The sequence below is a fragment of the Pseudomonas sp. KUIN-1 genome (genome assembly GCF_009176725.1).
GTDB lineage: Bacteria > Pseudomonadota > Gammaproteobacteria > Pseudomonadales > Pseudomonadaceae > Aquipseudomonas > Aquipseudomonas fragariae.
Genome location: NZ_AP020337.1, coordinates 4807702 through 4828733 on the forward strand (window position 1 = coordinate 4807702; position 21032 = coordinate 4828733).

Sequence of the window (21032 nt, forward strand, 5' to 3'; positions counted from 1 at the left end):
ATCTCTCTAGGCAAACGCACAGGTTTCAGGCATATAATTTGCTTAAGTTGGCGCCACGGCGCCTGTAGTAGATGGCGCATGCGCGCCGGCGAATAAGGTGTTTAGCCCCTGCCATGAAACCATCGCTAGTCTTGAGAATGGGCCAGCAGCTGACGATGACACCGCAGCTGCAACAGGCAATCCGCTTACTTCAGCTTTCCACTCTGGATCTCCAGCAGGAGATCCAGGAGGCGCTGGAGTCAAACCCTATGCTGGAGCGGCAGGAAGAAGGCGACGACTTCGACCATTCCGACCCGCTTGCCGACAACATCGAACAAAAGCCCAACCCCGACGTTCAGGAACCGACCTATCAGGAATCCGCGCCTACCGTGGACAACCTTGAAGAAGGTGAATGGAACGAACGCATTCCCAACGAGCTGCCCGTCGATACCGCATGGGAAGACATCTACCAGACCAGCGCCAGCAGCCTGCCAAGCAACGATGACGACGAGTGGGACTTCACCACGCGCACCTCTGTGGGCGAAAGCCTGCAAAGCCACCTGCTGTGGCAACTGAATGTCGCGCCGATGTCCGACAAGGACCGTCTGGTAGCGGTTACGCTGATCGACTGCATCAACAACCAGGGTTATCTCGACGAGACGCTCGATGAGATTCTCGAGTCCTTCGACCCCGAACTGGACATCGAGCTCGACGAGATCGAAGCCGTCCTGCACCGCATCCAGCAGTTTGAACCTGCCGGCATCGGCGCTCGCAACCTGAGCGAATGCCTGCTGCTGCAACTGCGCCAGCTGCCAGCAAAAACACCCTGGCTGACAGAAGCACAACGCCTGGTCAGCGACTACATCGACCTGCTCGGAAGCCGCGACTACGGCCAGCTGATGCGACGCATGAAGCTCAAGGAAGACGAGCTGCGTCAGGTCATCGAACTGGTGCAGAGCCTCAACCCGCGTCCAGGCTCGCAGATCGAATCCACAGAAGCCGAATACGTCATTCCGGATGTGATCGTGCGCAAGGACAATGAACGCTGGCTGGTCGAACTCAATCAGGAGTCGGTGCCGCGCCTGCGCGTCAATCCGCAATACGCGGGCTTCGTACGGCGCGCCGATACCAGCGCAGACAACACCTTCATGCGCAATCAGTTGCAGGAAGCGCGCTGGTTCATCAAGAGCCTGCAAAGCCGCAACGAAACACTGATGAAGGTCGCCACGCAAATCGTCGAACATCAGCGCGGCTTTCTCGAGTACGGCGACGAGGCCATGAAGCCGCTCGTCCTGCACGACATCGCCGAGGCAGTGGGCATGCACGAGTCGACCATCTCGCGCGTAACCACCCAGAAATTCATGCACACCCCACGCGGCATTTACGAGCTGAAATACTTCTTCTCAAGCCATGTGAGCACCTCCGAGGGCGGTGAATGCTCGTCCACGGCAATTCGCGCAATCATCAAAAAACTGGTTGCGGCGGAAAATCAGAAAAAGCCGTTGAGTGATAGCAAGATCGCTGGTTTACTGGAGGCACAAGGCATTCAAGTAGCCCGTCGCACAGTCGCCAAGTACCGTGAGTCTCTCGGGATCGCCCCTTCCAGTGAGCGTAAGCGGCTGATGTGATGCAGGCCGAGCCACAGCGTCCCAGAGGCATGCGCCATGCCTGCCTCTTTATGCACTGGCAAAGGAGAAAGCTGTATGCAAGTCAACATCAGTGGACACCAACTGGAAGTGACCAAACCCCTTCGTGAATACGTTGAGCTCAAGCTCAAGAAGCTCGAGGGGCATTTTGACAAGATTACCAACGTGCAGGTCACGATGACGGTCGAAAAGCTCAAGCAGAAGATCGAAGCCACGTTGCACATCCATGGTGGAGAGGTCGTTGCCAATGCTGAACATGATGACATGTATGCTGCCATCGACCTGCTCACTGACAAGCTAGACCGACAATTGCTCAAGCATAAGGAAAAGCAGCAAAGCATCCTCAAAGGTGCGGCCGCTCGCTAACGCCCATTTAATGATCCGAATCGAAAATATCCTGACCCCCGGCCGCTCCCTTGTGAACGTGCCGGGCGGCAGTAAAAAGCGTGTACTCGAAGAAATTGCCAACCTGATCGGCCGTGAAGTGCCGGGCATGGTGTCGGACACAGTATTCGCAAGTCTCGTCGCCCGGGAAAAACTGGGCTCGACCGGTTTTGGCAACGGTATTGCCATCCCCCACTGCCGCCTCGCTGACTGCAGCGAGCCTGTCAGTGCAGTGATTCACCTCTCCACCCCTGTGGATTTCGACGCCATCGATGGCGCGCCGGTCGACCTGCTGTTCGTCTTGCTGGTCCCGCAAGCTGCCACCGATGAACACCTGGAGCTGCTGCGCCAGATCGCCAGCATGCTCGACGACAAAGATGTGCGTAAGCGCCTGCGCAGTGCCGAAAGCGCTGAGGCGCTTTATCAAGTGGTGCTGGACGTGCAGAACGGAAACTGACCATGCGCATGATCATCGTCAGCGGTCGCTCCGGCTCAGGCAAGAGTACGGCGCTCGATGTGCTGGAAGACAACGGCTTTTACTGTGTCGATAACCTGCCGGCCGGCCTGCTGCCGGAGCTTGCCGAACGCGCGCTGATCAACACCGAACTCGCCGAACCGCTGCTGGCGGTTTCGATAGATGCCCGCAATCTGCCCAGCCACCTGACCCGTTTTCCGCAGATGCTGAGCGAAGTACGCTTGCGCAATATTCAGTGCGACGTGCTGTACCTGGATGCAGACGAAGCCACCCTGCTCAAGCGCTTCTCCGAGACCCGGCGCCGCCACCCGCTGAGCACGGCAGATCGTTCGCTGGCCGAAGCGATACGTGACGAAACCGCACTGCTTGGCCCGATCATCGATCTGGCCGACCTGAAGATCAACACCACCCACCTGAATCTCTATCAGTTGCGCGACGCGCTCAAGCTTCGTCTACTGAACAAGCCCGAGCCAGGTACTGCATTTCTGATCGAGTCCTTTGGTTTCAAGCGCGGCATGCCTGTCGATGCAGACCTGGTATTCGATGTGCGCTGCCTGCCCAATCCGTACTGGAAGCCAGAACTGCGCGACCACTCGGGGCTTGAACAACCCGTTATCGACTACCTGTCGGTGCAGCCTGACGTCGAAGAAATGTTTCAGGACATCTTCGCTTACCTGAACAAATGGCTACCCCGGTTTGCAGCCAGTAACCGTTCTTACGTTACCATTGCCATCGGCTGTACCGGCGGACACCATCGTTCGGTCTACCTGACCGAGCGGCTTGGTCAGGTCTTGCAACAATCACTCAAGAACGTTCAGGTCCGCCACCGCGACCTCAGCTGAAGGATTTTCACTGCGATGCCCGCTCGTCAAATCACCATCATCAACAAACTGGGCCTGCACGCCCGCGCTGCCGCCAAATTCGTCGGGGTCGCAGGCAAGTTTCCCTGCAAGATCAGGGTCGGCCGCACTCCGGAGAGCATGGTCGACGGTAAAAGCATCATGGCCGTGATGATGCTGGCTGCCGGCAAGGGCACCGAGATCCACCTGCACACCGAAGGCGAATTCGAACAGGAAGCGCTTGATGGCCTGATCGAGCTGATCGACAACCGGTTTGATGAGGGCGAATAAGCCCTCGTACAAACGCGGTATCCGTCACCACCAGCCTTGCACGCACATCCAGCTCAGCCCGTGGGCAATCAGTAGCGCCATACCCGCCAACAGCAGCACGCTCCCGACTGCCAGACGAAATAACCGCACATTGCTGAGCGTGAGGAATCCGGAGCGCATACGCCGCCTTGGGTCCGGCTGCCAGGCTCAGGCCAGAGCGGCCTGATAACGGCGGGACACCTCATCCCAATTGATCACGTTGTAGAACGCATTGATGTATTCGGGACGACGGTTCTGATAGCGCAGGTAGTAAGCGTGCTCCCACACGTCCAGCCCCAGAATCGGCGTGTTGCCGTTCATCAGCGGGCTGTCCTGGTTACCACTGCTTTCCACCACCAGCTTTTTGTCAGGCGTGACGCTCAGCCATGCCCAGCCACTGCCGAAACGGGTCAATGCGGCCTTGGTGAATGCCTCCTTGAAGCTTTCGTAGCCACCTAGTTGCTCATTGATGGCAGACGCGACAGCGCCCGTGGGCAAGCCGCCGCCGCCCGGCACCATGACTTCCCAGAACAACGAGTGATTGGCATGGCCGCCACCCTGATTGATCACCGCTGGACGCAGGTTTTCAGGCAACTGCTGGACACTGGCCACCAGCTTCTCCACCGACCAGTCGGCGAACTCCGTCCCTTCGACCGCGGCATTGAGGTTATTGATGTACGTCTGGTGATGCTTGGTGTAGTGGATTTCCATGGTTTGCGCATCGATATGTGGTTCAAGGGCATCGTATGCGTAAGGCAGTGCAGGCAAGGTGTATGGCATTTCAATGTGCTCCGTAGAAAAGTCCGGAAGGGCTTGCCGAATGGCGCTGTAGCGATGAACGGGTGTGCTCGCTGCCGCTGTTCAGCAACCGATGAGTGCGCGGGTATTCGCCGTGTTCGCTGATGAAACTCAGCAGCTCGGCGTATGTTTTGCTGCTGTGGCGCAAGGCTGCCTCGCGTAACGCGGGCGGGAGGCGTTGATTCTGCATGGTCTGCAACAGGTGCTGGTGGATGGCACACAGGTACTCGGCGCTCTCCTCCGGCTGGCCCAGACTCAGGTGCAGATCCGCCAGGTTATGGTGAGAAATCACACAGGCCGCGACCGCTTCATCGACATCCGCCCAGCGCTCGAACAAGACCTGCGCCAACGCCAGCGCCTGAAGGTACAACTCGCGAGCTTCGACCCAATCGCCAAGATTGAAACAGCGATTGGCCAGCTCGATGGTGCGTTTCCAATGCTGCATGAGGTACCTCCAGGAACATTGACTGGGCAGCGACCATGGGCCGGGGCGGGGCGCTCAATCGCGCCAGGGACGCCTCTTGGCGAGGTAATGCTCGATCAGCAGAGGCTCGTCGGTTTCAAGCGCACAACGAATCCGCAGACTCAAGCCACGCTGGTTTCCAGATAAGACAACTCGTGCAGAACAGACCCCATGATCGCAGTTCATTTTAGAAATGATATTCATTATTAAATGAGATACAGAATCAACACAAGCCCGATCGCTGCACGGCCTTGCACCGGTGAGCGTGAACATGCTTTGAGGGAGACGTAACACGCGGGTTCGGACGAAGGTTATGGGCGGCCAAAACCGGAGGTGGATGGGTGACGCAGAGCGTCACGAACGGCATTCCCACGCGGGAGCGTGAGGAACGATCAGCCTGACTATCGTGCGGCGCTCCGCGTCGCATGCCTTTCCGGACGCTCTGCGCCCTCTTGACGACGCAGAGCGTCGTGAACTGCATTCCCACGCTGGAGCGTAGGGAACGATAACCTCAACTATCGTGCGGCGCTCCGCGTCGCATGCCTTTCCGGACGCTCTGCGTCCTCTTGACGACGCAGAGCGTCGTGAACTGCATTCCCACGCTGGAGCGTAGGGAACGATAACCTCAACTATCGTGCGGCGCTCCGCGTCGCATGCCTTTCCGGACGCTCTGCGTCCTCTTGCGACGCAGAGCGTCGAGCACTGCACTCCCACGCTGGAGCGTGCGGAACGACCATCGCAACTATCGTGCGGCGCTCCGCGTCGCATGCCTTTCTAGAAGCTCAGCGTCATCCTGGCGACGCAGAGCGTCGTGAACTGCATTCACACGCGGGAGCGTGAGGAACGATAGCCTGAATCGGGGATCTGTCAGCTCCCCGCCACCATCATGCGCTCGATCAGTACCGAGCCGGTGCGGATGTTGCTGCGCAGCTCAAGATCGCTGCCAACGGCGACGATCTGCTTGAACATGTCGCGCATGTTGCCGGCAATGGTCACTTCCTGAACCGGGAACTGAATCTCGCCGTTCTCGACCCAGAAGCCTGCCGCGCCGCGTGAATAGTCGCCGGTGACCATGTTCAGACCGCTGCCCATCAATTCGGTCACCAGCAGGCCACGTCCCATACGCCGGATCAGCGCAGCCTGGTCGTCCGAGCCATGGCTAACGAACAGGTTGTGCACACCACCCGCGTTGGCGGTGCTCGGCATGCCCAGCTTGCGGCCGGAATACGTGCTCAACACATAGGAAACCAGATCGCCACCTGCCACGAACGGTTTGGCGAAGGTCGCCAGACCATCGCTGTCGAACGCCGAGCTGCCCATCGCATGCCTGAGGTGCGGGCGCTCATCGATGGTCATCCACTCAGGGAACAGGCGCTGACCCAGCGCGCCTTCAAGGAACGACGACTTGCGGTACAGGGTGCCCCCGGAAATGGCGCCGAGAAAGCTGCCGAACAGGCCGCCTGCCAGCTCTGCAGCAAACAGCACCGGCACTTCACAGGTCGGCACAGGACGCGCGCCCAGACGGCTCGCTGCACGCAACGCCGCCTTGCGACCAATGCTCTGCGCATCGGCCAGCAGCTCGCCCTGGCGGTTGACGTCATACCAGTAATCGCGCTGCATCTGGCCTTCGCCCTCGGCGATCATCACACAGCTGAGGCTGTGCCGCGTTGACGCATAGCCACCGATGAAGCCATTGCTGTTGCCGTACACACGGCAGCCCTGATGGGTATTGAGCGTAGTGCCGTCGGCATTCTTGATGCGGCTGTCGGCATCGAAGGCCGCCGCTTCGCAGAGCAGCGCTTTCTCGATGGCCTGCTCGGGCGTGATGTCCCAGGTGTGATAAAGGTCAAAATCCATGACCTCTTTGGCCATCAGCGCAGCGTCAGCCAGCCCGGAGCTTTCATCTTCGGAGGTGTGTTCGGCAATCGCCAGTGCAGCGGCGACCGTTTCACGAATGGCATCGGCACCGGTTGCCGACGTGCTGGCCGAGCCCTTGCGCTGTCCGACATACAGGGTGATACCAAAGCCCTGATCGCGGTTGAACTCGACGGTTTCGACTTCACGCTGACGGACCGAGGTCGACAGCCCCTGATCCAACGAGACTGCGACTTCGCAGGCGCTGGCGCCCTGACGCCGGGCTTCGGCAATGATCTGCTCGACCTGTTCCTGCAGCTCGGGCAAGGCTTGTGGGCCGACGCTTTGGGTTGCACTCATGACTTTCTCCATCAAATTCTTCTTTCAGCACAGGCCGAATACCGACCGGGCCGGACAAGCGGCCCACGACTGGTTATCATGGCGGCGTTTCTTTGCGGACTGCCCCCATGGTTGATTCTTACGACGACTCCCTCGACGGGGAGAAAAGCAAAACCCAGGTCAAACGAGAGCTGCATGCTCTGGTCGACCTCGGCGAGCGACTGACAACACTCAAAGCCGATGTGCTGGCCAAGCTGCCGCTGACCGACGCTTTGCGCAAGGCCCTGGCCGAAGCGCCCAAGCACACGGCGAACATCGCGCGAAAGCGGCACATTCTGTTCATCGGCAAGCTGATGCGCGATCAGGACCAGGAAGCCATTCTGGTGTTGCTGGACCAACTCGATGCCTCCACTCGCCAATACAATGAACGTTTCCACAATCTGGAGCGCTGGCGTGACCGCCTGATCGCGGGCGATGACGCCGACCTCGAGAAATTCGTTGTCGAATACCCCGATGCCGACCGTCAGCAGCTGCGTTCGCTGATCCGTCAGGCGCAACACGAAGTTGCACGCAACAAACCGCCGGCCACCAGCCGCAAAATCTTCAAATACATCCGTGAGCTGGACGAACTTCAACGCGGTCTGCGTTGAATTCGCCCTCGGGGCCGGCGGCAGCAAGCAGCCGGCCCCGACTCACTTTCAGCTACCGGTGCCACCCACGGTAATCGCGTCGATTTTCAGCGTAGGCTGACCCACACCGACCGGCAGCGACTGGCCATCTTTCCCGCATGTGCCGACGCCACTGTCCAGCGACAGATCGTTACCCACCATCGATACCCTGCTCATGGCTTCCGGCCCGTTACCGATCAAGGTCGCCCCTTTGACCGGTGCAGTGATCTTGCCATCTTCGATCAAATAGGCCTCACTGGTCGAAAACACGAACTTGCCGCTGGTGATATCCACCTGACCACCGCCCAGGTTGGCGCAATAGATGCCGCGCTTCACGGAGGCGATGATTTCCTGCGGATCGCTCTGCCCGCCCAGCATGTAGGTGTTGGTCATGCGCGGCATCGGCAGGTGGGCATAGGACTCGCGACGGCCGTTGCCGGTGCGCGCCACACCCATCAGGCGCGCATTGAGTTTGTCCTGCATGTAGCCCTTGAGTACGCCGTTCTCGATCAGCGTAGTGCATTCGGTCGGTGTGCCTTCGTCATCCACGCTCAGCGAGCCTCGACGCCCCGCCAGGGTGCCGTCGTCGACGATGGTGCAGAGTTTCGACGCAACCATTTCGCCCATGCGCCCGCTGTAGGCCGAGCTGCCCTTGCGGTTGAAGTCACCCTCAAGGCCGTGACCGACCGCTTCGTGCAGCAGCACACCGGACCAGCCCGAACCGAGCACCACTGGCAAGGTGCCTGCCGGAGCGGGAATCGCCTCCAGGTTGACCAGCGCCTGACGCAGGGCCTCACGGGCATAGCCCATGGCGCGATCGTCGGTCAGGAAATAACGGTAGTCAGTACGCCCGCCGCCACCGTGCCCGCCCCGCTCGCGACGGCCATTCTGCTCGACGATGACACTGACGTTGAAACGCACCAGCGGGCGCACATCGGCGGCCAGGCTGCCATCTGCGGCGGCCACCAGGATGCGCTCCCAGACACCGGCCATGCTCACCGAAACCTGCTGGATACGCGAGTCCAGCGCGCGCGTTGCGACGTCGATGCGCTTGAGCAACTCGACTTTCTCGGCGCGGCTCAGTACTTCCAGTGGGTTATCCGGGGCATACAACTGTGCCACGTCCTGCGAGGTGAAAGCCTGCACACGACCATTCTGGCCTGCGCGGGAAATAGAGCGCGCGGCCTGTGCGGCGGTGCGCAGGGCCTCGGCGGTGATCGCGTTGCTGTACGCAAAGCCGGTTTTCTCACCCGACTGGGCACGCACGCCCACGCCTTGATCGAGATTGAAACTGCCTTCCTTGACGATCCCGTCTTCGAGCGACCAGGACTCGGAGATCATGCCCTGAAAATACAGATCGGCCGCGTCGATTCCTGGTCCGGCCAGATCGCCCAGCACGGACTGCAGGCTGTCGAGGTTCAGGCCGCCGGGTGCCAGAAGGTGTTCGCTGACTGAGGACAGATCACTCATATTCACTCCGAAGCAGGCCGCATGGCGTCCTGCGAAAAAAAGCGCCGGTGACTGGACACCGGCATCCGCGCCCGTATGGACGCCTGTTCTTCACTGTCGCGTGTGCCCAGCAGCACCGCTTCACCCTGTGCCTGCTCGGCCAGTACGCGGCCCCATGGATCAACGATGGCCGCGTGTCCGTAAGTCTCGCGAGGCCCAGGATGGACCCCGCCCTGTGCCGCCGCCAGCACGTAACACTGGGTTTCGATGGCACGCGCGCGGATCAGAATGTCCCAGTGCGCAGCCCCCGTTACCGCAGTGAAGGCTGACGGCGCGGTAATCAGTTCAGCACCGGCTTCACGCAGCGCGGTGTACAGCTCGGGAAAGCGCAGGTCATAACAGACGGTCAGCCCCAGACGTCCCACCGGCGTATCGGCTACCACCACCCTGCTCCCATGAGCATAGTCATCCGATTCACGATAGCGGCCACGATTGTCAGCGACATCCACATCGAACAGATGCAGTTTGTCATAACGGGCCACCTGCTCACCGTGCTCATCGATCAACAGCGAACACGCCGTCACCTTGCCATCCGGCCGCTCATCCGGCGGCAGTGGCAAGGTTCCGGCAACAATCCATAACTTGAGGTCGCGAGCGGCCAGTTTCAACCATGGCAGGATCGGTCCGTGCCCCTGAGCCTCGGCACGCCCGATATCGGCGACGTCACGGCGCCCCATCGCAACGAAGTTTTCGGGCAGCACCGCCAGCCGCGCGCCACCGTCGGCTGCCTGCTCCAGCAAACGTCGGGCGCTGGCCAGATTGGCCAGGACATCGCTTTGGCTGACCATCTGAATCACCGCGAAGGACATGGCAACCCGCTCCTGAATGAGATGGCCACCACTGTACTCCATGAGACGCTATTGGGGCTTTTCAAATGGCTTGTCGAAGGTGATCTTCGGCTCTTTCCAGGGCCCTTCGACCTTGTATTGCACGCTGGCGAAACGCGCAACCCGGTCGCCCAGCAGCTTGTCGACCAGAAACAGCGCCCCGCCAATGGCCGGCGCGCCGACAATCAGTGCAGCGATAGGCAGGTTGTTGGTGACCGGCAAGGTCACCAGCAGCTTCGCATCGACACGATCGCGGACCATGTCCAGCGTACCGTTGAGCTCCAGATTGCTCGACGGCCCGGTCAGGGTGATCGGGTTGCGCGTCACATAGACACCGTCGCTGGCGACCAACAGCCCTTTGACCCGGTCGTAGCTCAGGCCTTTGCCCAGCAGATCGGAGAAGTCCAGACGCAGACGCCGGCCGATGGAGTTGAAATTCAACAACCCGAACACCCGCAATGCCTGAGCGCCGCCCTCGACCTCGACAAACTGGCCTCTGTTGAGCGTGGCATCCAGACTGCCGGAATAGCGCTTCAGACCAACCCAGGCAGGCGAACCCGGCCAGCGCCCGTCCACGTTCATCTCGAAGCGTTCACTGGTAACAGTGGGTGCGAAGTTCCAGGCTTTGAGAACATCCGCGAGGTTCTTGCCCGCCAGACGGCCTTTGAACGAACTGCTGCTGTTCCCGGGCGCACCCTCCCAGGTAGCGTCACCCTCCAGCAGAATACCTTTGAGCCCCAGGCTCATGTCCGACATGCGCATGCCGGCAGGCGTCGGCCGGGTTTTCAATGCCCAGGCCCCGAGCAACTGATCGCCCTGAAACAGCTGGGAGATCTTCACGTCCAGCGCAGGGATAGCGTGTGGGTCGATATCAGCCAGAGGGTCAGGTGCGTTTTCCACCACGGTCGCTTTAGGGTCAGATGCAGGCAGTCGAACGTAGAGCATGTTGACGCCGATCGGTGCAGACTTGGCGTCGGGCAGCGTTGCCGTGCCTTTGGCCATTGCGCTGTCCAGCGACAGGGCCCAGGCTGCCGCGTTGCGCTGCAACTGGACACGCACGTCATTGAGTGTGGTGCCCATCGCGGTCAGCTTGCCGATCTGCAGATCAACGCTGTTAAGCAGTTGTTTTGCGTTGCCGCCCGGATCATTCCCGGTGTAGCGAGCGGCCAGTTCCTGCCAGGGCGCGATGTCCAGTTCGGACAACTCTCCACGGATCCGCAAGCCCTTGGCGTCCGGCACGATCGCCCCGCCGCGCCCCAGATAAAGCTCGCCACGACCTTCGGCAAACTTGCCATTCGGTGCTGCGAACGCAAAGTTGGCCTGATCGTTATAGGCCGCGCCGAGCCTGCGCTCCGCGCCTTGCAGGGTCATGCGAAATTCGCTGGGACGCTCCTGCTCGGCGGTCTTGCCAAACGGTGCGGGCAAATCGATCGCCACGCCCTTGAGCGTGGAGTTGATTACCAGCGGGCTGTCCTTGCTGTCCAGAATCAGCTGCAACTGATATGGCAGGTCACCGGAGACCGGCAGCGGTTGGGTCACGTTCAGCCAATCGGTGAGCCGCTTCAAGGTGATTTGTCCGTTCGCCACAATGCGCGTCACGTTGTCGCCAGGCTTGCCCTCGGCGGCGATCTCTGCGGTCACAGGGCGATCGAATGCCTGGGCCTTGATGCCCTTGCCACTCAGCCCGCTGGAGCTGTCAAAACGGAAGTCGCCTTTCAGGCGAGTCAGCTCCAGCACCGGGTCGGCCAGTTTCAAGCGCGCATTGTCGGTGCTGAAGTCCACCACGACCTTTGGCTCGACGCCCTTGGCCAGCGGGATATCCAGCTTCAGCTTACCGTCCAGCGGGCCCTCGCCCTGCCATCCGGCAAACGTGCTGCCCGTACCGATGGGCGCCTGCTGAAGAATCTTCAGGCCGTCGATCAGGTTTCCGGAGAAATTACCGTCCACCAGCAGGTGACTGTCCTGACCTGACGGCACATGGGGAATATTGACCAGCACGTTGCTGACCTTGGTATCCAGCAACTGGCCTTTGCTTGCCTTGACACGTACACCGCTGTTTTCGACGTAGACCTTGCCATCCACCCCGGTCAGCGACGGCCAGCCCGGCTGGAACGCCAGCGTTGCGTTGTTGACGTCGAAGAACAGGCTGATGACACGCGCCGTATCGGGCGAGTTCTTGTTCAGCGACCCTTGATATTGGAAGAAACCCTGCTTGACCGCGCCACTGACCACGGCGGTGCGCAACCAGTGATCAAGCTCCGGACTGAGCGCTGTCGGCAGGTACTTGCTGGTGTAACGGCCGTCGCCGTCGACCATACCGACCCGCAGATCCATGTAGTCTTCCTGATCATGATTGAGGTGAATCTTGATCAGAAAGTCCGCCGCAATCTTGCCTTCGTCGCCGAGCACCTTGATGTACGGGGCAATCAGCGTGAATGCCTGATCATCCAGTTTCCAGGTCAGACGGGCATTGGCCTTCTGGTAATGCCAGGGTTTGGCGAAGATCGGGTCCAGGTGCAGCATGAAGTCATCGGTGTCGAGGCGCAGCTCGCCCTGCCCCAGATCGCCGCTGATGGCACCGCTGACATTTCCGGCCGCAGGCGCTCCGCGATACGCGTTGAAACCCACCTTGTCCAGATTGGCCGCAAAGCTCAGGCGCTGGTCACCGATTGCCTGTGGCCGGTAGTCGAGCAGCACGTTATGCAGCCCGCCTGTCACCTTGAGGCCGTCGACCACTGCCATGGCCTTGTCAGGCAGGGGCGCGAGCGAGTCGATCAGCGGCGTGACGGGGGTCAGGTCCAGACGATCCGCCTGTACGTGCCAGAGCTCTTCGCTGTCAGGCGTCGCGGCGGTTTGCGTCAGTTGCACACGACTTTCCCAACGCGCGTCGCCAAGGCTCATCGCCAGTGAATCGAGGTTCAGGTCGAAACCTGTTTCAGTGCGTGCAAACCATGCGTTCAGCGCAAGGTTATTGATCGTCGACGGTTTGCGACCGGCATAAACGCCTTTGACCTGTGGTGCATTGAGGCGCGTGGTCGCGCTTTGCACGGTGCCCTTGCCCCAACTCAACCAGACCTCGCCGCCGGCCTGCAGCTTCGCCAGCGTCCATTCGCGCGTAAGGCTTTTCGGCAGCCACCTGGCCCAGTCGCTTTGCGGCAGGCTGGCGTAGATATCGGCCTCGCCGTCCTTCCACTGACTGGCCTGGATGCGCGAGCGCACGTTCAGCGCGACCGGCTGACCATCCGGCAGAGTCAGGCGTGCGTCAAGTCGCTGGGCATAGCTGCCGGTGTCCAGGCTGAGGTTTACATAGGTGAGGGTCAGCGGCGCAGCGTCAAACGGTTGCACCGTGACCTGGCTGTCGAGCAACGACACATGCGCGACCATCTGCATCTGCTTGAGCGCCTGCTCGGGATCGAACGGGCTGTCGTTGTGCACCGGCAAGCCCTGAATCGACCACGCGCCGTCCTTGTCCTGCCTGAGGCTGAACTGCAGGCCGTCCACTTCAAGATGAGCGATGCGCACGTCACGCGCCAGCAGGCTTTCCCAAAGGTCGGGAACCACCCTTACGCGATCCAGACGCAGAGCACTGGCACCCTCGCCGACCATCACGTCGTGGGCCAGCAGTACCGGGGCAAAGCGGCTCCAGCTACCTTCCAGACTGCCGATGCTCAGCGGTATGCCCAGCGCGCTGCTGGCACGGGTTTCCACATCGACACGGTATTCGGCAACCAGCGGCGTCAACTGACGGCCGAGGCTCACGTACAGCGCCGCAAGCACCAGAATCAGTGCGCACAGGCTCAGCCCCCAGCGGGTCAGGGTTGCAACGAGGCGAGGAAGACGTCCCATCTCAGGAGGTCCTCCACTGCGGGGTGCAAAGAGCAGAATCGGCGAACGGAGTCAGGCTCGGATGCGCAGGTGCGGTCAGGTACAGGTTTTGCTCATTCGCCACGCATCATTCTCGATAAAACGGCATACCTGCCAGAAACCCGTAGGGCACTTGTCATAGATTTCAAACGATCAGCACCCTCAGAGCAGCACCACGTCGTATTGTTCCTGCGAGTACATGGTTTCTACCTGAAAACGGATAGTGCGGCCAATAAAGCTCTCCAGTTCAGCCACGTTGCCGGACTCCTCGTCGAGCAGGCGATCCACCACGCGCTGATTGGCCAGAACGCGATAGCCCACTGCCTGATAGGCCCTGGCCTCGCGCAGGATTTCCCGGAAGATTTCGTAGCAGATGGTCTCGGGGGTCTTCAGCTTGCCCCGCCCTGCGCAGCAATGACACGGTTCGCACAGCACCTGTTCGAGACTTTCGCGGGTGCGCTTGCGGGTCATCTGCACCAGACCCAGCTCGGTGATGCCGATGATGTTGGTCTTGGCGTGATCGCGTTCCAGCTGTTTCTCCAGCGTGCGCAGCACCTGACGCTGGTGTTCACCGTCTTCCATGTCGATGAAATCGATGATGATGATGCCGCCCAGATTGCGCAGGCGCAGCTGCCGGGCGATGGCCGTGGCAGCTTCCAGATTGGTCTTGAAGATGGTTTCTTCGAGGTTGCGATGCCCCACGAACGCGCCGGTGTTGACGTCGATGGTGCTCATCGCTTCGGCTGGATCGATTACCAGATAGCCGCCCGACTTGAGCGGCACCTTGCGCTCGAGGGCCTTCTGGATTTCGTCCTCGACCCCATAGAGGTCGAAGATCGGCCGCTCGCCCGGATAGTGCTCAAGCCTGTCGGCGATTTCCGGCATCAGCTCGGCGACGAACTGGGTGGTTTTCTGAAAGGTTTCCCGCGAGTCGATGCGGATCTTCTCGATACGCGGGCTGACCAGATCGCGCAAGGTGCGCAGCGCCAGGCCCAGGTCTTCGTAAATCACCGTGGGCGGGCTGACCGTCTTGATCTGCTCGCCGATCTGATCCCAGAGCCTGCGCAGATAGCGGATGTCCATGAGGATTTCATCAGCCCCGGCGCCTTCGGCAGCGGTGCGCAGAATGAAACCTCCGGCTTCCTTGATGCCTTCCTGGGCAACACAATCACTGACCACTTTCTTGAGTCGTTCGCGCTCGGCTTCGTCCTCGATTTTCAGCGAGATGCCCACATGCGCCGTGCGCGGCATGTACACCAGATAACGCGACGGAATGGAGAGTTGCGTGGTCAGCCGTGCGCCCTTGCTGCCGATCGGGTCTTTGGTGACTTGCACGACAAGGCTCTGGCCATCATGTACCAGCGACGCAATGCTCTCGACCGCCGGCCCTTCACGCATGGATATTTCCGACGCATGAATGAACGCCGCGCGATCCAGACCAATGTCGATGAACGCCGCCTGCATGCCGGGAAGCACCCGCACAACCTTGCCTTTGTAGATATTGCCGACGATGCCGCGACGCTGGGTGCGCTCGACGTGCACCTCTTGCAGAACCCCGTTTTCCACCACTGCCACGCGCGATTCCATCGGCGTGATGTTGATCAGAATCTCTTCACTCATGACTTGTCACCTTCCAGGCATTGCCAGCAGGGTATGCCGAAATGGCCAAGCAGTTCTGCGGTTTCGCACAGGGGCAGACCCACCACCCCAGAATAGCTGCCTTGCAGGCCCTCGACGAAAATCGCTGCCAACCCCTGAATGGCATAGCCGCCGGCCTTGTCGGCGGGCTCGCCACTGGTCCAGTAGGCCTGGGCTTCATGGATTTGAATCGGGCGAAAGCGCACACGACTGGTAACAATACGGGTTTCGCTGCGTTGCCGATCACTGAGCGCGACAGCCGTCAGCACTTGATGCTCGCGCCCGGACAGGGCCATGAGCATGGCCTGGGCATCCGCTTCATCGACCGGCTTGCCGAGAATGCGTCCATCGAGCACCACCGCCGTGTCGGCCCCTATCACGCAGGCCTGTTGTGCGGCTGGCAGCAGGGACAGCCCGGCCTGAGCCTTGCCCAGCGCAAGACGCTCGACATAGGCAGCCGGGGTTTCATGGTCAAAGGGGGTTTCGTCGATCTGAGCGCTCAGTACGGTAAAGGGCACACCGATCTGAGTCAGAAGTTCGCGGCGGCGCGGCGAGCCAGAAGCCAGATAAAGCGAGGGCATAAGGACATCTCCGTGTCTGTGCGGGTGAGCGCGAAGAACGCAGCGGGGCGTCGCGCTCACCTTGCGCTTAATTGATTTTCAAACGTTTGCGCAATCCACGCAGGCCATAACTGATCCAGGGCCACAACAGAGCACTGACCAACGCGGGCAGCACCAGCGCCAGCGTTGGCTGACGATTGCCGGTCAGCGCGCTGAGCCAGAGTTGCGCAAGCTGTGCCAGACCGAATACCACCAGCAGCACCAGGCATTGTTGCCACATGGGAAACATGCGCAGGCGCTGCTGCAGGGACATCACCAGAAAGGTGATCAGACTGAGGATCAGGGCATTCTGGCCGAGCAAGGTGCCGTACAGCACATCCTCCATCAGGCCCAGTATCCACGCGGTGGTCATGCCGTATTTGTGCGGCAGCGCCAGAACCCAGAAGGTCAGCAGCAGGGCCAGCCACAGTGGCCGGAAGATTTCCATGAATTGCGGCAGCGGCGAAACGCTCAGCAGCAGACCGATCGCAAACGTCAGCCAGACCACCCAGCCATTGCGCCCGGAAACATGACTAACCATCGATAGGCTCCCGGGCAGTGGAAGGTCGTGAAGCAGGCGGCTGTGACGCCGCAGGCCGGGCAGCAGGCCTTGCCGGTGTCGCGGGCGTTGCCGCCGGTGCAGGTGCAGCTGCAGGTGTTGCCGATTGCGCTGCAGGCTTGTGCGTCAGCGTACTGCCCGGAAAGACCGGAACGACGGCCTGCGGCCACATCGGGAAGGCGGGTGTCGGCGGCGGCAGTGTCGCCATCACGGAGGGCTCGACGCCCTTGTCGAGGGATTCCTGTGCTTGCGCGGCATCGGCAGCGCGCTCTTCCGGCGAGCGCCCGTCGGAGAACACCAGCAACAGATAGCGACTGCGATTCAGCGCAGCGGTCGGCACTGCACGAACGATCGCAAACGGCTGGCCGGAGTCGTGAATCACTTCCTTGACCGTCGCCACCGGGTAACCGGCCGGGAAACGCTGCCCAAGGCCCGAACTGACCAGCAGGTCGCCTTCCTTGATGTCTGCAGTGTCCGCCACATGCCGAAGCTCCAGACGCTCCGGGTTACCGGTGCCGCTGGCGATGGCACGCAGACCGTTGCGGTTGACCTGCACCGGGATGCTGTGGGTGGTGTCAGTCAGCAACAAGACGCGTGAGGTATAGGGCATCAACTCGACCACCTGCCCCATCAGGCCGCGCGCATCGAGCACAGGCTGGCCGAGCACCACGCCGTCGCGTTCGCCCTTGTTGATGATGATGCGATGGGTGAAGGGGTTCGGGTCCATGCCGATCAGCTCGGCGACCTCGACCTTTTCGTTGACCAGCGCCGAGGAGTTCAGCAACTCACGCAGCCGAACGTTCTGCTCGGTCAGTGCCGCCAGCTTTTGCAGGCGACCTTGCAGGAGCAGGGCTTCGGTCTTGAGTTTTTCGTTTTCGGCGATCAGCTCTGTGCGGCTGCCGAACTGGCTGGCGACGCCTTGATACAGACGCTGCGGCAGGTCGACGATCCAGTAGGACTGCATGAGCACCATCGACATCTGGCTGCGCACGGGCTTGAGGATCGTAAAGCGGGCGTCGACAACCATCAACGCAACCGACAGAACGGCCAGCACCAGCAGACGTACACCCAGCGACGGGCCTTTTGAGAAAAGCGGTTTAATAGGCCGCTCCTCCGGGGCATGCGATCGTTGGATCGAACTTCGATTGGCAATTATTCATGCGGTATGTAACCGGCCTGGACAAATGAAAGAGATAGGCACCCTGTTTCGGCGTCAGCCTGAAGCATACAGGTAGCATATCCGCCACCTGCATACAAAAGACTCCGTGAAAGGCACCCCGGCGAATTATTCGCTGGAGAGCAGATCCATGGTGTGCTTATCCATCATTTCCAGCGCACGGCCACCGCCACGCGCTACACAGGTCAGCGGGTCTTCGGCGACGATCACCGGCAGACCGGTTTCCTGAGCCAGCAACTTGTCCAGATCACGCAGCAGCGCACCACCACCGGTCAGGACCAGACCACGCTCGGCGATGTCCGAGGCCAGTTCCGGAGGCGATTGCTCCAGAGCGCTCTTGACCGCCTGAACGATGGTCGCCAGCGACTCCTGCAGTGCCTCGAGCACTTCGTTGGAGTTCAGGGTGAACGCACGTGGAACGCCTTCAGCCAGGTTGCGGCCACGCACGTCGACTTCACGTACTTCACCGCCCGGATAGGCAGTACCGATTTCCTGCTTGATGCGCTCGGCAGTCGATTCGCCGATCAGGCTGCCGTAGTTGCGGCGCACATAGGTGATGATCGCTTCGTCGAAACGGTCACCGCCAACCCGGACGGATTCGGCATACACCACACCGTTCAGGGAGATCAGGGCAATTTCGGTAGTGCCGCCGCCGATGTCGACAACCATCGAACCGCGAGCTTCTTCCACCGGCAGACCGGCGCCGATTGCAGCGGCCATCGGCTCTTCGATCAGGAAGACTTCGCGTGCGCCTGCACCCAGGGCCGACTCGCGAATCGCGCGACGCTCAACCTGGGTGGATTTGCACGGAACGCAGATCAGCACACGAGGGCTGGGCTGCAGAAAGCTGTTTTCATGAACCTTGTTGATGAAGTACTGCAACATTTTTTCGCAGACGCTGAAGTCGGCGATAACGCCGTCTTTCATTGGACGAATGGCTGCGATGTTGCCTGGAGTACGGCCCAGCATGCGCTTGGCTTCGGTACCGACGGCCACGACACTCTTCTGGTTGCCGTGAGTACGAATGGCAACGACAGAGGGTTCATTCAGAACGATACCGCGCTCACGCACGTAAATAAGGGTGTTGGCAGTGCCCAGGTCGATGGATAGATCACTGGAAAACATGCCACGCAGTTTCTTGAACATGGGAAAGGGACCCTAGGGAACGCGTGGTAAAAAAAGTGCGGCAAACTCTAACAACGACAGGGATTTTGGGCAAGGAGCCAATATGCTAAATTGGCGGTTTTCCGAACACCACCCTCGACGTTAGCGGCTTGAGACAGTAATAACGCGATAGTGTTCCGCAATTGGCAACAAAGCAAATCCATAAGCATTCCACTGGAGATACCCCATGGCGCTTGAACGCTCCGACGTGGAAAAGATCGCTCATCTGGCCCGACTGGGTCTCAATGACGCCGATATCCCGCGTACCACCGAAGCACTGAACAGCATTCTTGGGCTGGTCGATCAGATGCAAGCGGTCGACACCGCTGGCATCGAGCCGCTGGCTCACCCGCTGGAAGCCACCCAGCGCCTGCGCGAAGACGCCGTCACCGAGCGAAATCGCCGTGACACTTACCAAGCCATCGCACCAGCGGTCCAAGACGGCCTCTATCTGGTTCCGAAAGTCATCGAGTAAGGGAAAGCGCCTGCATGCACCAAATGACTCTGGCCGAGATCGCTCGCGGACTCGCCGATAAAAAGTTTTCTTCCGAAGAGCTGACTCGTGTTCTGCTGTCGCGCATCGCGACGCTCGACCCGCAGCTCAACAGCTTCATCAGCCTCACCGAAGACCTGGCCATCACCCAGGCGCAGGCGGCAGACGCGCGCCGTGCCGCCGGTGAAAACGGCCCGTTGCTCGGTGCTCCGCTGGCCCACAAGGACCTGTTCTGCACCCAGGGCATCCGCACCAGTTGCGGCTCGCTGATGCTCGACAATTTCAAGGCACCCTACGACGCCACGGTCGTGTCGCGTCTGGCATCGGCCGGCACAGTGACGCTGGGCAAGACCAACATGGACGAATTCGCCATGGGTTCGGCCAACGAATCCAGCCATTACGGCGCGGTGAAAAACCCGTGGAACCTGGAATGCGTCCCTGGTGGCTCTTCGGGTGGTTCGGCAGCCGCGGTCGCTGCACGCCTGTTGCCTGCCGCAACCGGCACCGACACCGGCGGCTCGATTCGCCAGCCTGCAGCACTGACCAACCTCACGGGCCTCAAGCCGACCTACGGCCGCGTATCGCGCTGGGGCATGATTGCCTACGCGTCCAGCCTCGATCAGGCGGGGCCGATGGCACGCACGGCCGAAGACTGTGCGCTGCTGCTGCAAGGCATGGCCGGTTTCGACCCGCAGGACTCCACCAGCATCGACGAACCGGTTCCGGACTACTCCGCCAGCCTCAATACCTCGCTCAAGGGCCTGCGTATCGGTGTGCCGAAAGAGTATTTCAGCGCAGGCCTTGACCCGCGCATCGCGCAACTGGTGCATGAAAGCGTCAAGGAGCTGGAAAAACTCGGCGCGATCGTCAAGGAAGTCAGCCTGCCGAACCTGCAACACGCGATCCCGGCCTACTACGTCATCGCCCCGGCTGAAGCCTCGTCCAACCTGTCGCGTTTCGACGGTGTGCGTTTCGGCTACCGCTGCGAAGACCCGAAAGACCTGACCGACCTGTACAAGCGCTCGCGCGCCGAAGGCTTCGGCCCGGAAGTGCAGCGACGCATCATGGTCGGCGCCTACGCGCTGTCGGCGGGTTACTACGACGCCTACTACCTGCAGGCGCAGAAAATCCGTCGCCTGATCAAGAACGATTTCATGAACGCGTTCGCCGATGTCGACGTGATTCTCGGTCCGACCACGCCCAACCCGGCCTGGAAAATCGGCGCCAAGACCCACGACCCGATTGCCGAATACCTGGAAGACTTCTACACCATCACCGCCAACCTGGCGGGCCTGCCCGGCTTGTCCATGCCTGCGGGCTTCGTCGACGGCCTGCCGGTCGGCGTGCAGCTGCTCGCTCCGTATTTCCAGGAAGGCCGCCTCTTGAATGTGGCGCATCAGTATCAGCAAGCCACCGACTGGCACACTCGCGCACCTGAAGGCTTCTGA

General features: G+C 60.7%; 20 protein-coding genes. 8 read left to right on the forward strand and 12 right to left on the reverse strand.

Features of this window, described 5'->3' with window-relative positions; genetic code table 11:
* The first annotated feature begins 113 nt into the window (after positions 1-113).
* The 5 genes from KUIN1_RS21585 (at position 114) to KUIN1_RS21605 (ending at position 3614) form a co-directional block, all read left to right on the forward strand.
* Positions 114-1607 carry an RNA polymerase factor sigma-54 gene (locus KUIN1_RS21585; protein WP_003340639.1) on the forward strand — a complete coding sequence of 498 codons (1494 nt, stop codon included), beginning with the start codon at positions 114-116 and terminating at the stop codon, positions 1605-1607.
* Positions 1608-1682: 75 nt separating this feature from the next.
* Positions 1683-1991 carry a ribosome hibernation-promoting factor, HPF/YfiA family gene (gene hpf, locus KUIN1_RS21590; protein WP_002555091.1) on the forward strand — a complete coding sequence of 103 codons (309 nt, stop codon included), beginning with the start codon at positions 1683-1685 and terminating at the stop codon, positions 1989-1991.
* A gap of 10 nt (positions 1992-2001) precedes the next feature.
* Positions 2002-2466 carry a PTS IIA-like nitrogen regulatory protein PtsN gene (ptsN, locus tag KUIN1_RS21595; protein WP_003400244.1) on the forward strand — a complete coding sequence of 155 codons (465 nt, stop codon included), beginning with the start codon at positions 2002-2004 and terminating at the stop codon, positions 2464-2466.
* Between the two features lie 2 nt (positions 2467-2468).
* A complete protein-coding gene (gene rapZ, locus KUIN1_RS21600; protein ID WP_011268862.1) occupies positions 2469-3326 on the forward strand; it encodes an RNase adapter RapZ in 858 nt (285 codons plus the stop codon).
* 15 nt (positions 3327-3341) lie between these two features.
* The gene (locus KUIN1_RS21605) at positions 3342-3614 is read left to right on the forward strand and encodes an HPr family phosphocarrier protein (RefSeq protein ID WP_003400240.1); all 273 of its coding nucleotides are present in this window, start codon (positions 3342-3344) and stop codon (positions 3612-3614) included.
* A 24-nt stretch (positions 3615-3638) separates the two neighbouring features.
* On the opposite strand, the gene KUIN1_RS28295 is transcribed toward KUIN1_RS21605, so the two are convergent.
* From KUIN1_RS28295 to pmbA, 4 genes are all read right to left on the reverse strand, one after another.
* Positions 3639-3773, reverse strand: a complete 135-nt coding sequence (locus KUIN1_RS28295) for a hypothetical protein (protein WP_258035911.1) — start codon at positions 3771-3773, stop codon at positions 3639-3641.
* A gap of 27 nt (positions 3774-3800) precedes the next feature.
* Positions 3801-4412, reverse strand: coding sequence for a superoxide dismutase (locus KUIN1_RS21610; protein WP_011268863.1), 612 nt, complete (start codon positions 4410-4412; stop codon positions 3801-3803).
* A gap of 1 nt (position 4413) precedes the next feature.
* Positions 4414-4875, reverse strand: coding sequence for a tetratricopeptide repeat protein (locus KUIN1_RS21615; RefSeq protein ID WP_003400234.1), 462 nt, complete (start codon positions 4873-4875; stop codon positions 4414-4416).
* An 885-nt stretch (positions 4876-5760) separates the two neighbouring features.
* Complete coding sequence (gene pmbA, locus KUIN1_RS21640) at positions 5761-7107, reverse strand: metalloprotease PmbA (RefSeq protein WP_152092282.1); 1347 nt, start codon at positions 7105-7107, stop codon at positions 5761-5763.
* Between the two features lie 107 nt (positions 7108-7214).
* Between pmbA and yjgA the strand changes: the two genes are divergently transcribed.
* A complete protein-coding gene (gene yjgA, locus KUIN1_RS21645) occupies positions 7215-7736 on the forward strand; it encodes a ribosome biogenesis factor YjgA (protein ID WP_003364101.1) in 522 nt (173 codons plus the stop codon).
* Positions 7737-7784: 48 nt separating this feature from the next.
* Here the strand turns inward: yjgA and tldD are convergent, their stop codons facing one another.
* The 8 genes from tldD to mreB form a co-directional block, all read right to left on the reverse strand.
* A complete protein-coding gene (gene tldD / locus KUIN1_RS21650) occupies positions 7785-9224 on the reverse strand; it encodes a metalloprotease TldD (RefSeq protein ID WP_003400228.1) in 1440 nt (479 codons plus the stop codon).
* Between the two features lie 2 nt (positions 9225-9226).
* Complete coding sequence (locus KUIN1_RS21655; RefSeq protein ID WP_111522105.1) at positions 9227-10072, reverse strand: carbon-nitrogen hydrolase family protein; 846 nt, start codon at positions 10070-10072, stop codon at positions 9227-9229.
* Positions 10073-10120: 48 nt separating this feature from the next.
* Complete coding sequence (locus KUIN1_RS21660; protein WP_152092283.1) at positions 10121-13936, reverse strand: YhdP family protein; 3816 nt, start codon at positions 13934-13936, stop codon at positions 10121-10123.
* 180 nt (positions 13937-14116) lie between these two features.
* Positions 14117-15574 (reverse strand): ribonuclease G, encoded by a 1458-nt coding sequence (gene rng / locus KUIN1_RS21665; protein ID WP_003364105.1) that lies wholly within the window; start codon positions 15572-15574, stop codon positions 14117-14119.
* Positions 15571-16173 (reverse strand): Maf family protein, encoded by a 603-nt coding sequence (locus KUIN1_RS21670; protein ID WP_096127366.1) that lies wholly within the window; start codon positions 16171-16173, stop codon positions 15571-15573. The genes rng and KUIN1_RS21670 overlap by 4 nt, the downstream gene beginning before the upstream one ends.
* Before the next feature lie 67 nt (positions 16174-16240).
* The gene (mreD, locus tag KUIN1_RS21675) at positions 16241-16732 is read right to left on the reverse strand and encodes a rod shape-determining protein MreD (protein WP_003364106.1); all 492 of its coding nucleotides are present in this window, start codon (positions 16730-16732) and stop codon (positions 16241-16243) included.
* A complete protein-coding gene (gene mreC, locus KUIN1_RS21680; RefSeq protein ID WP_232059979.1) occupies positions 16725-17804 on the reverse strand; it encodes a rod shape-determining protein MreC in 1080 nt (359 codons plus the stop codon). Before mreC ends, mreD begins: the two co-directional genes overlap by 8 nt.
* A 231-nt stretch (positions 17805-18035) precedes the next feature.
* A complete protein-coding gene (gene mreB / locus KUIN1_RS21685) occupies positions 18036-19073 on the reverse strand; it encodes a rod shape-determining protein MreB (protein ID WP_002555108.1) in 1038 nt (345 codons plus the stop codon).
* A 205-nt stretch (positions 19074-19278) separates the two neighbouring features.
* On the opposite strand from mreB, the gene gatC reads away from it, so the two are divergent.
* Both gatC and gatA read left to right on the forward strand, forming a co-directional pair.
* Positions 19279-19566 (forward strand): Asp-tRNA(Asn)/Glu-tRNA(Gln) amidotransferase subunit GatC, encoded by a 288-nt coding sequence (gene gatC / locus KUIN1_RS21690; protein WP_003400217.1) that lies wholly within the window; start codon positions 19279-19281, stop codon positions 19564-19566.
* A gap of 14 nt (positions 19567-19580) precedes the next feature.
* Complete coding sequence (gene gatA / locus KUIN1_RS21695; RefSeq protein WP_152092284.1) at positions 19581-21032, forward strand: Asp-tRNA(Asn)/Glu-tRNA(Gln) amidotransferase subunit GatA; 1452 nt, start codon at positions 19581-19583, stop codon at positions 21030-21032.

What these genes read in the sequence shown, in the direction of transcription:
- KUIN1_RS21585 (WP_003340639.1), top strand. Translation starts at nt 114, where the DNA reads ATGAAACCATCGCTAGTCTTGAGAATGGGCCAGCAGCTGACGATGACA.
- rapZ (WP_011268862.1), top strand. Translation starts at nt 2,469, where the DNA reads ATGCGCATGATCATCGTCAGCGGTCGCTCCGGCTCAGGCAAGAGTACG.
- pmbA (WP_152092282.1), bottom strand. Translation starts at nt 7,107, where the DNA reads ATGAGTGCAACCCAAAGCGTCGGCCCACAAGCCTTGCCCGAGCTGCAG.
- mreB (WP_002555108.1), bottom strand. Translation starts at nt 19,073, where the DNA reads ATGTTCAAGAAACTGCGTGGCATGTTTTCCAGTGATCTATCCATCGAC.
- tldD (WP_003400228.1), bottom strand. Translation starts at nt 9,224, where the DNA reads ATGAGTGATCTGTCCTCAGTCAGCGAACACCTTCTGGCACCCGGCGGC.
- gatA (WP_152092284.1), top strand. Translation starts at nt 19,581, where the DNA reads ATGCACCAAATGACTCTGGCCGAGATCGCTCGCGGACTCGCCGATAAA.
- hpf (WP_002555091.1), top strand. Translation starts at nt 1,683, where the DNA reads ATGCAAGTCAACATCAGTGGACACCAACTGGAAGTGACCAAACCCCTT.
- KUIN1_RS21670 (WP_096127366.1), bottom strand. Translation starts at nt 16,173, where the DNA reads ATGCCCTCGCTTTATCTGGCTTCTGGCTCGCCGCGCCGCCGCGAACTT.
- ptsN (WP_003400244.1), top strand. Translation starts at nt 2,002, where the DNA reads ATGATCCGAATCGAAAATATCCTGACCCCCGGCCGCTCCCTTGTGAAC.
- KUIN1_RS28295 (WP_258035911.1), bottom strand. Translation starts at nt 3,773, where the DNA reads ATGCGCTCCGGATTCCTCACGCTCAGCAATGTGCGGTTATTTCGTCTG.
- mreD (WP_003364106.1), bottom strand. Translation starts at nt 16,732, where the DNA reads ATGGTTAGTCATGTTTCCGGGCGCAATGGCTGGGTGGTCTGGCTGACG.
- KUIN1_RS21610 (WP_011268863.1), bottom strand. Translation starts at nt 4,412, where the DNA reads ATGCCATACACCTTGCCTGCACTGCCTTACGCATACGATGCCCTTGAA.
- KUIN1_RS21660 (WP_152092283.1), bottom strand. Translation starts at nt 13,936, where the DNA reads ATGGGACGTCTTCCTCGCCTCGTTGCAACCCTGACCCGCTGGGGGCTG.
- rng (WP_003364105.1), bottom strand. Translation starts at nt 15,574, where the DNA reads ATGAGTGAAGAGATTCTGATCAACATCACGCCGATGGAATCGCGCGTG.
- KUIN1_RS21605 (WP_003400240.1), top strand. Translation starts at nt 3,342, where the DNA reads ATGCCCGCTCGTCAAATCACCATCATCAACAAACTGGGCCTGCACGCC.
- yjgA (WP_003364101.1), top strand. Translation starts at nt 7,215, where the DNA reads ATGGTTGATTCTTACGACGACTCCCTCGACGGGGAGAAAAGCAAAACC.
- KUIN1_RS21655 (WP_111522105.1), bottom strand. Translation starts at nt 10,072, where the DNA reads ATGTCCTTCGCGGTGATTCAGATGGTCAGCCAAAGCGATGTCCTGGCC.
- KUIN1_RS21615 (WP_003400234.1), bottom strand. Translation starts at nt 4,875, where the DNA reads ATGCAGCATTGGAAACGCACCATCGAGCTGGCCAATCGCTGTTTCAAT.
- gatC (WP_003400217.1), top strand. Translation starts at nt 19,279, where the DNA reads ATGGCGCTTGAACGCTCCGACGTGGAAAAGATCGCTCATCTGGCCCGA.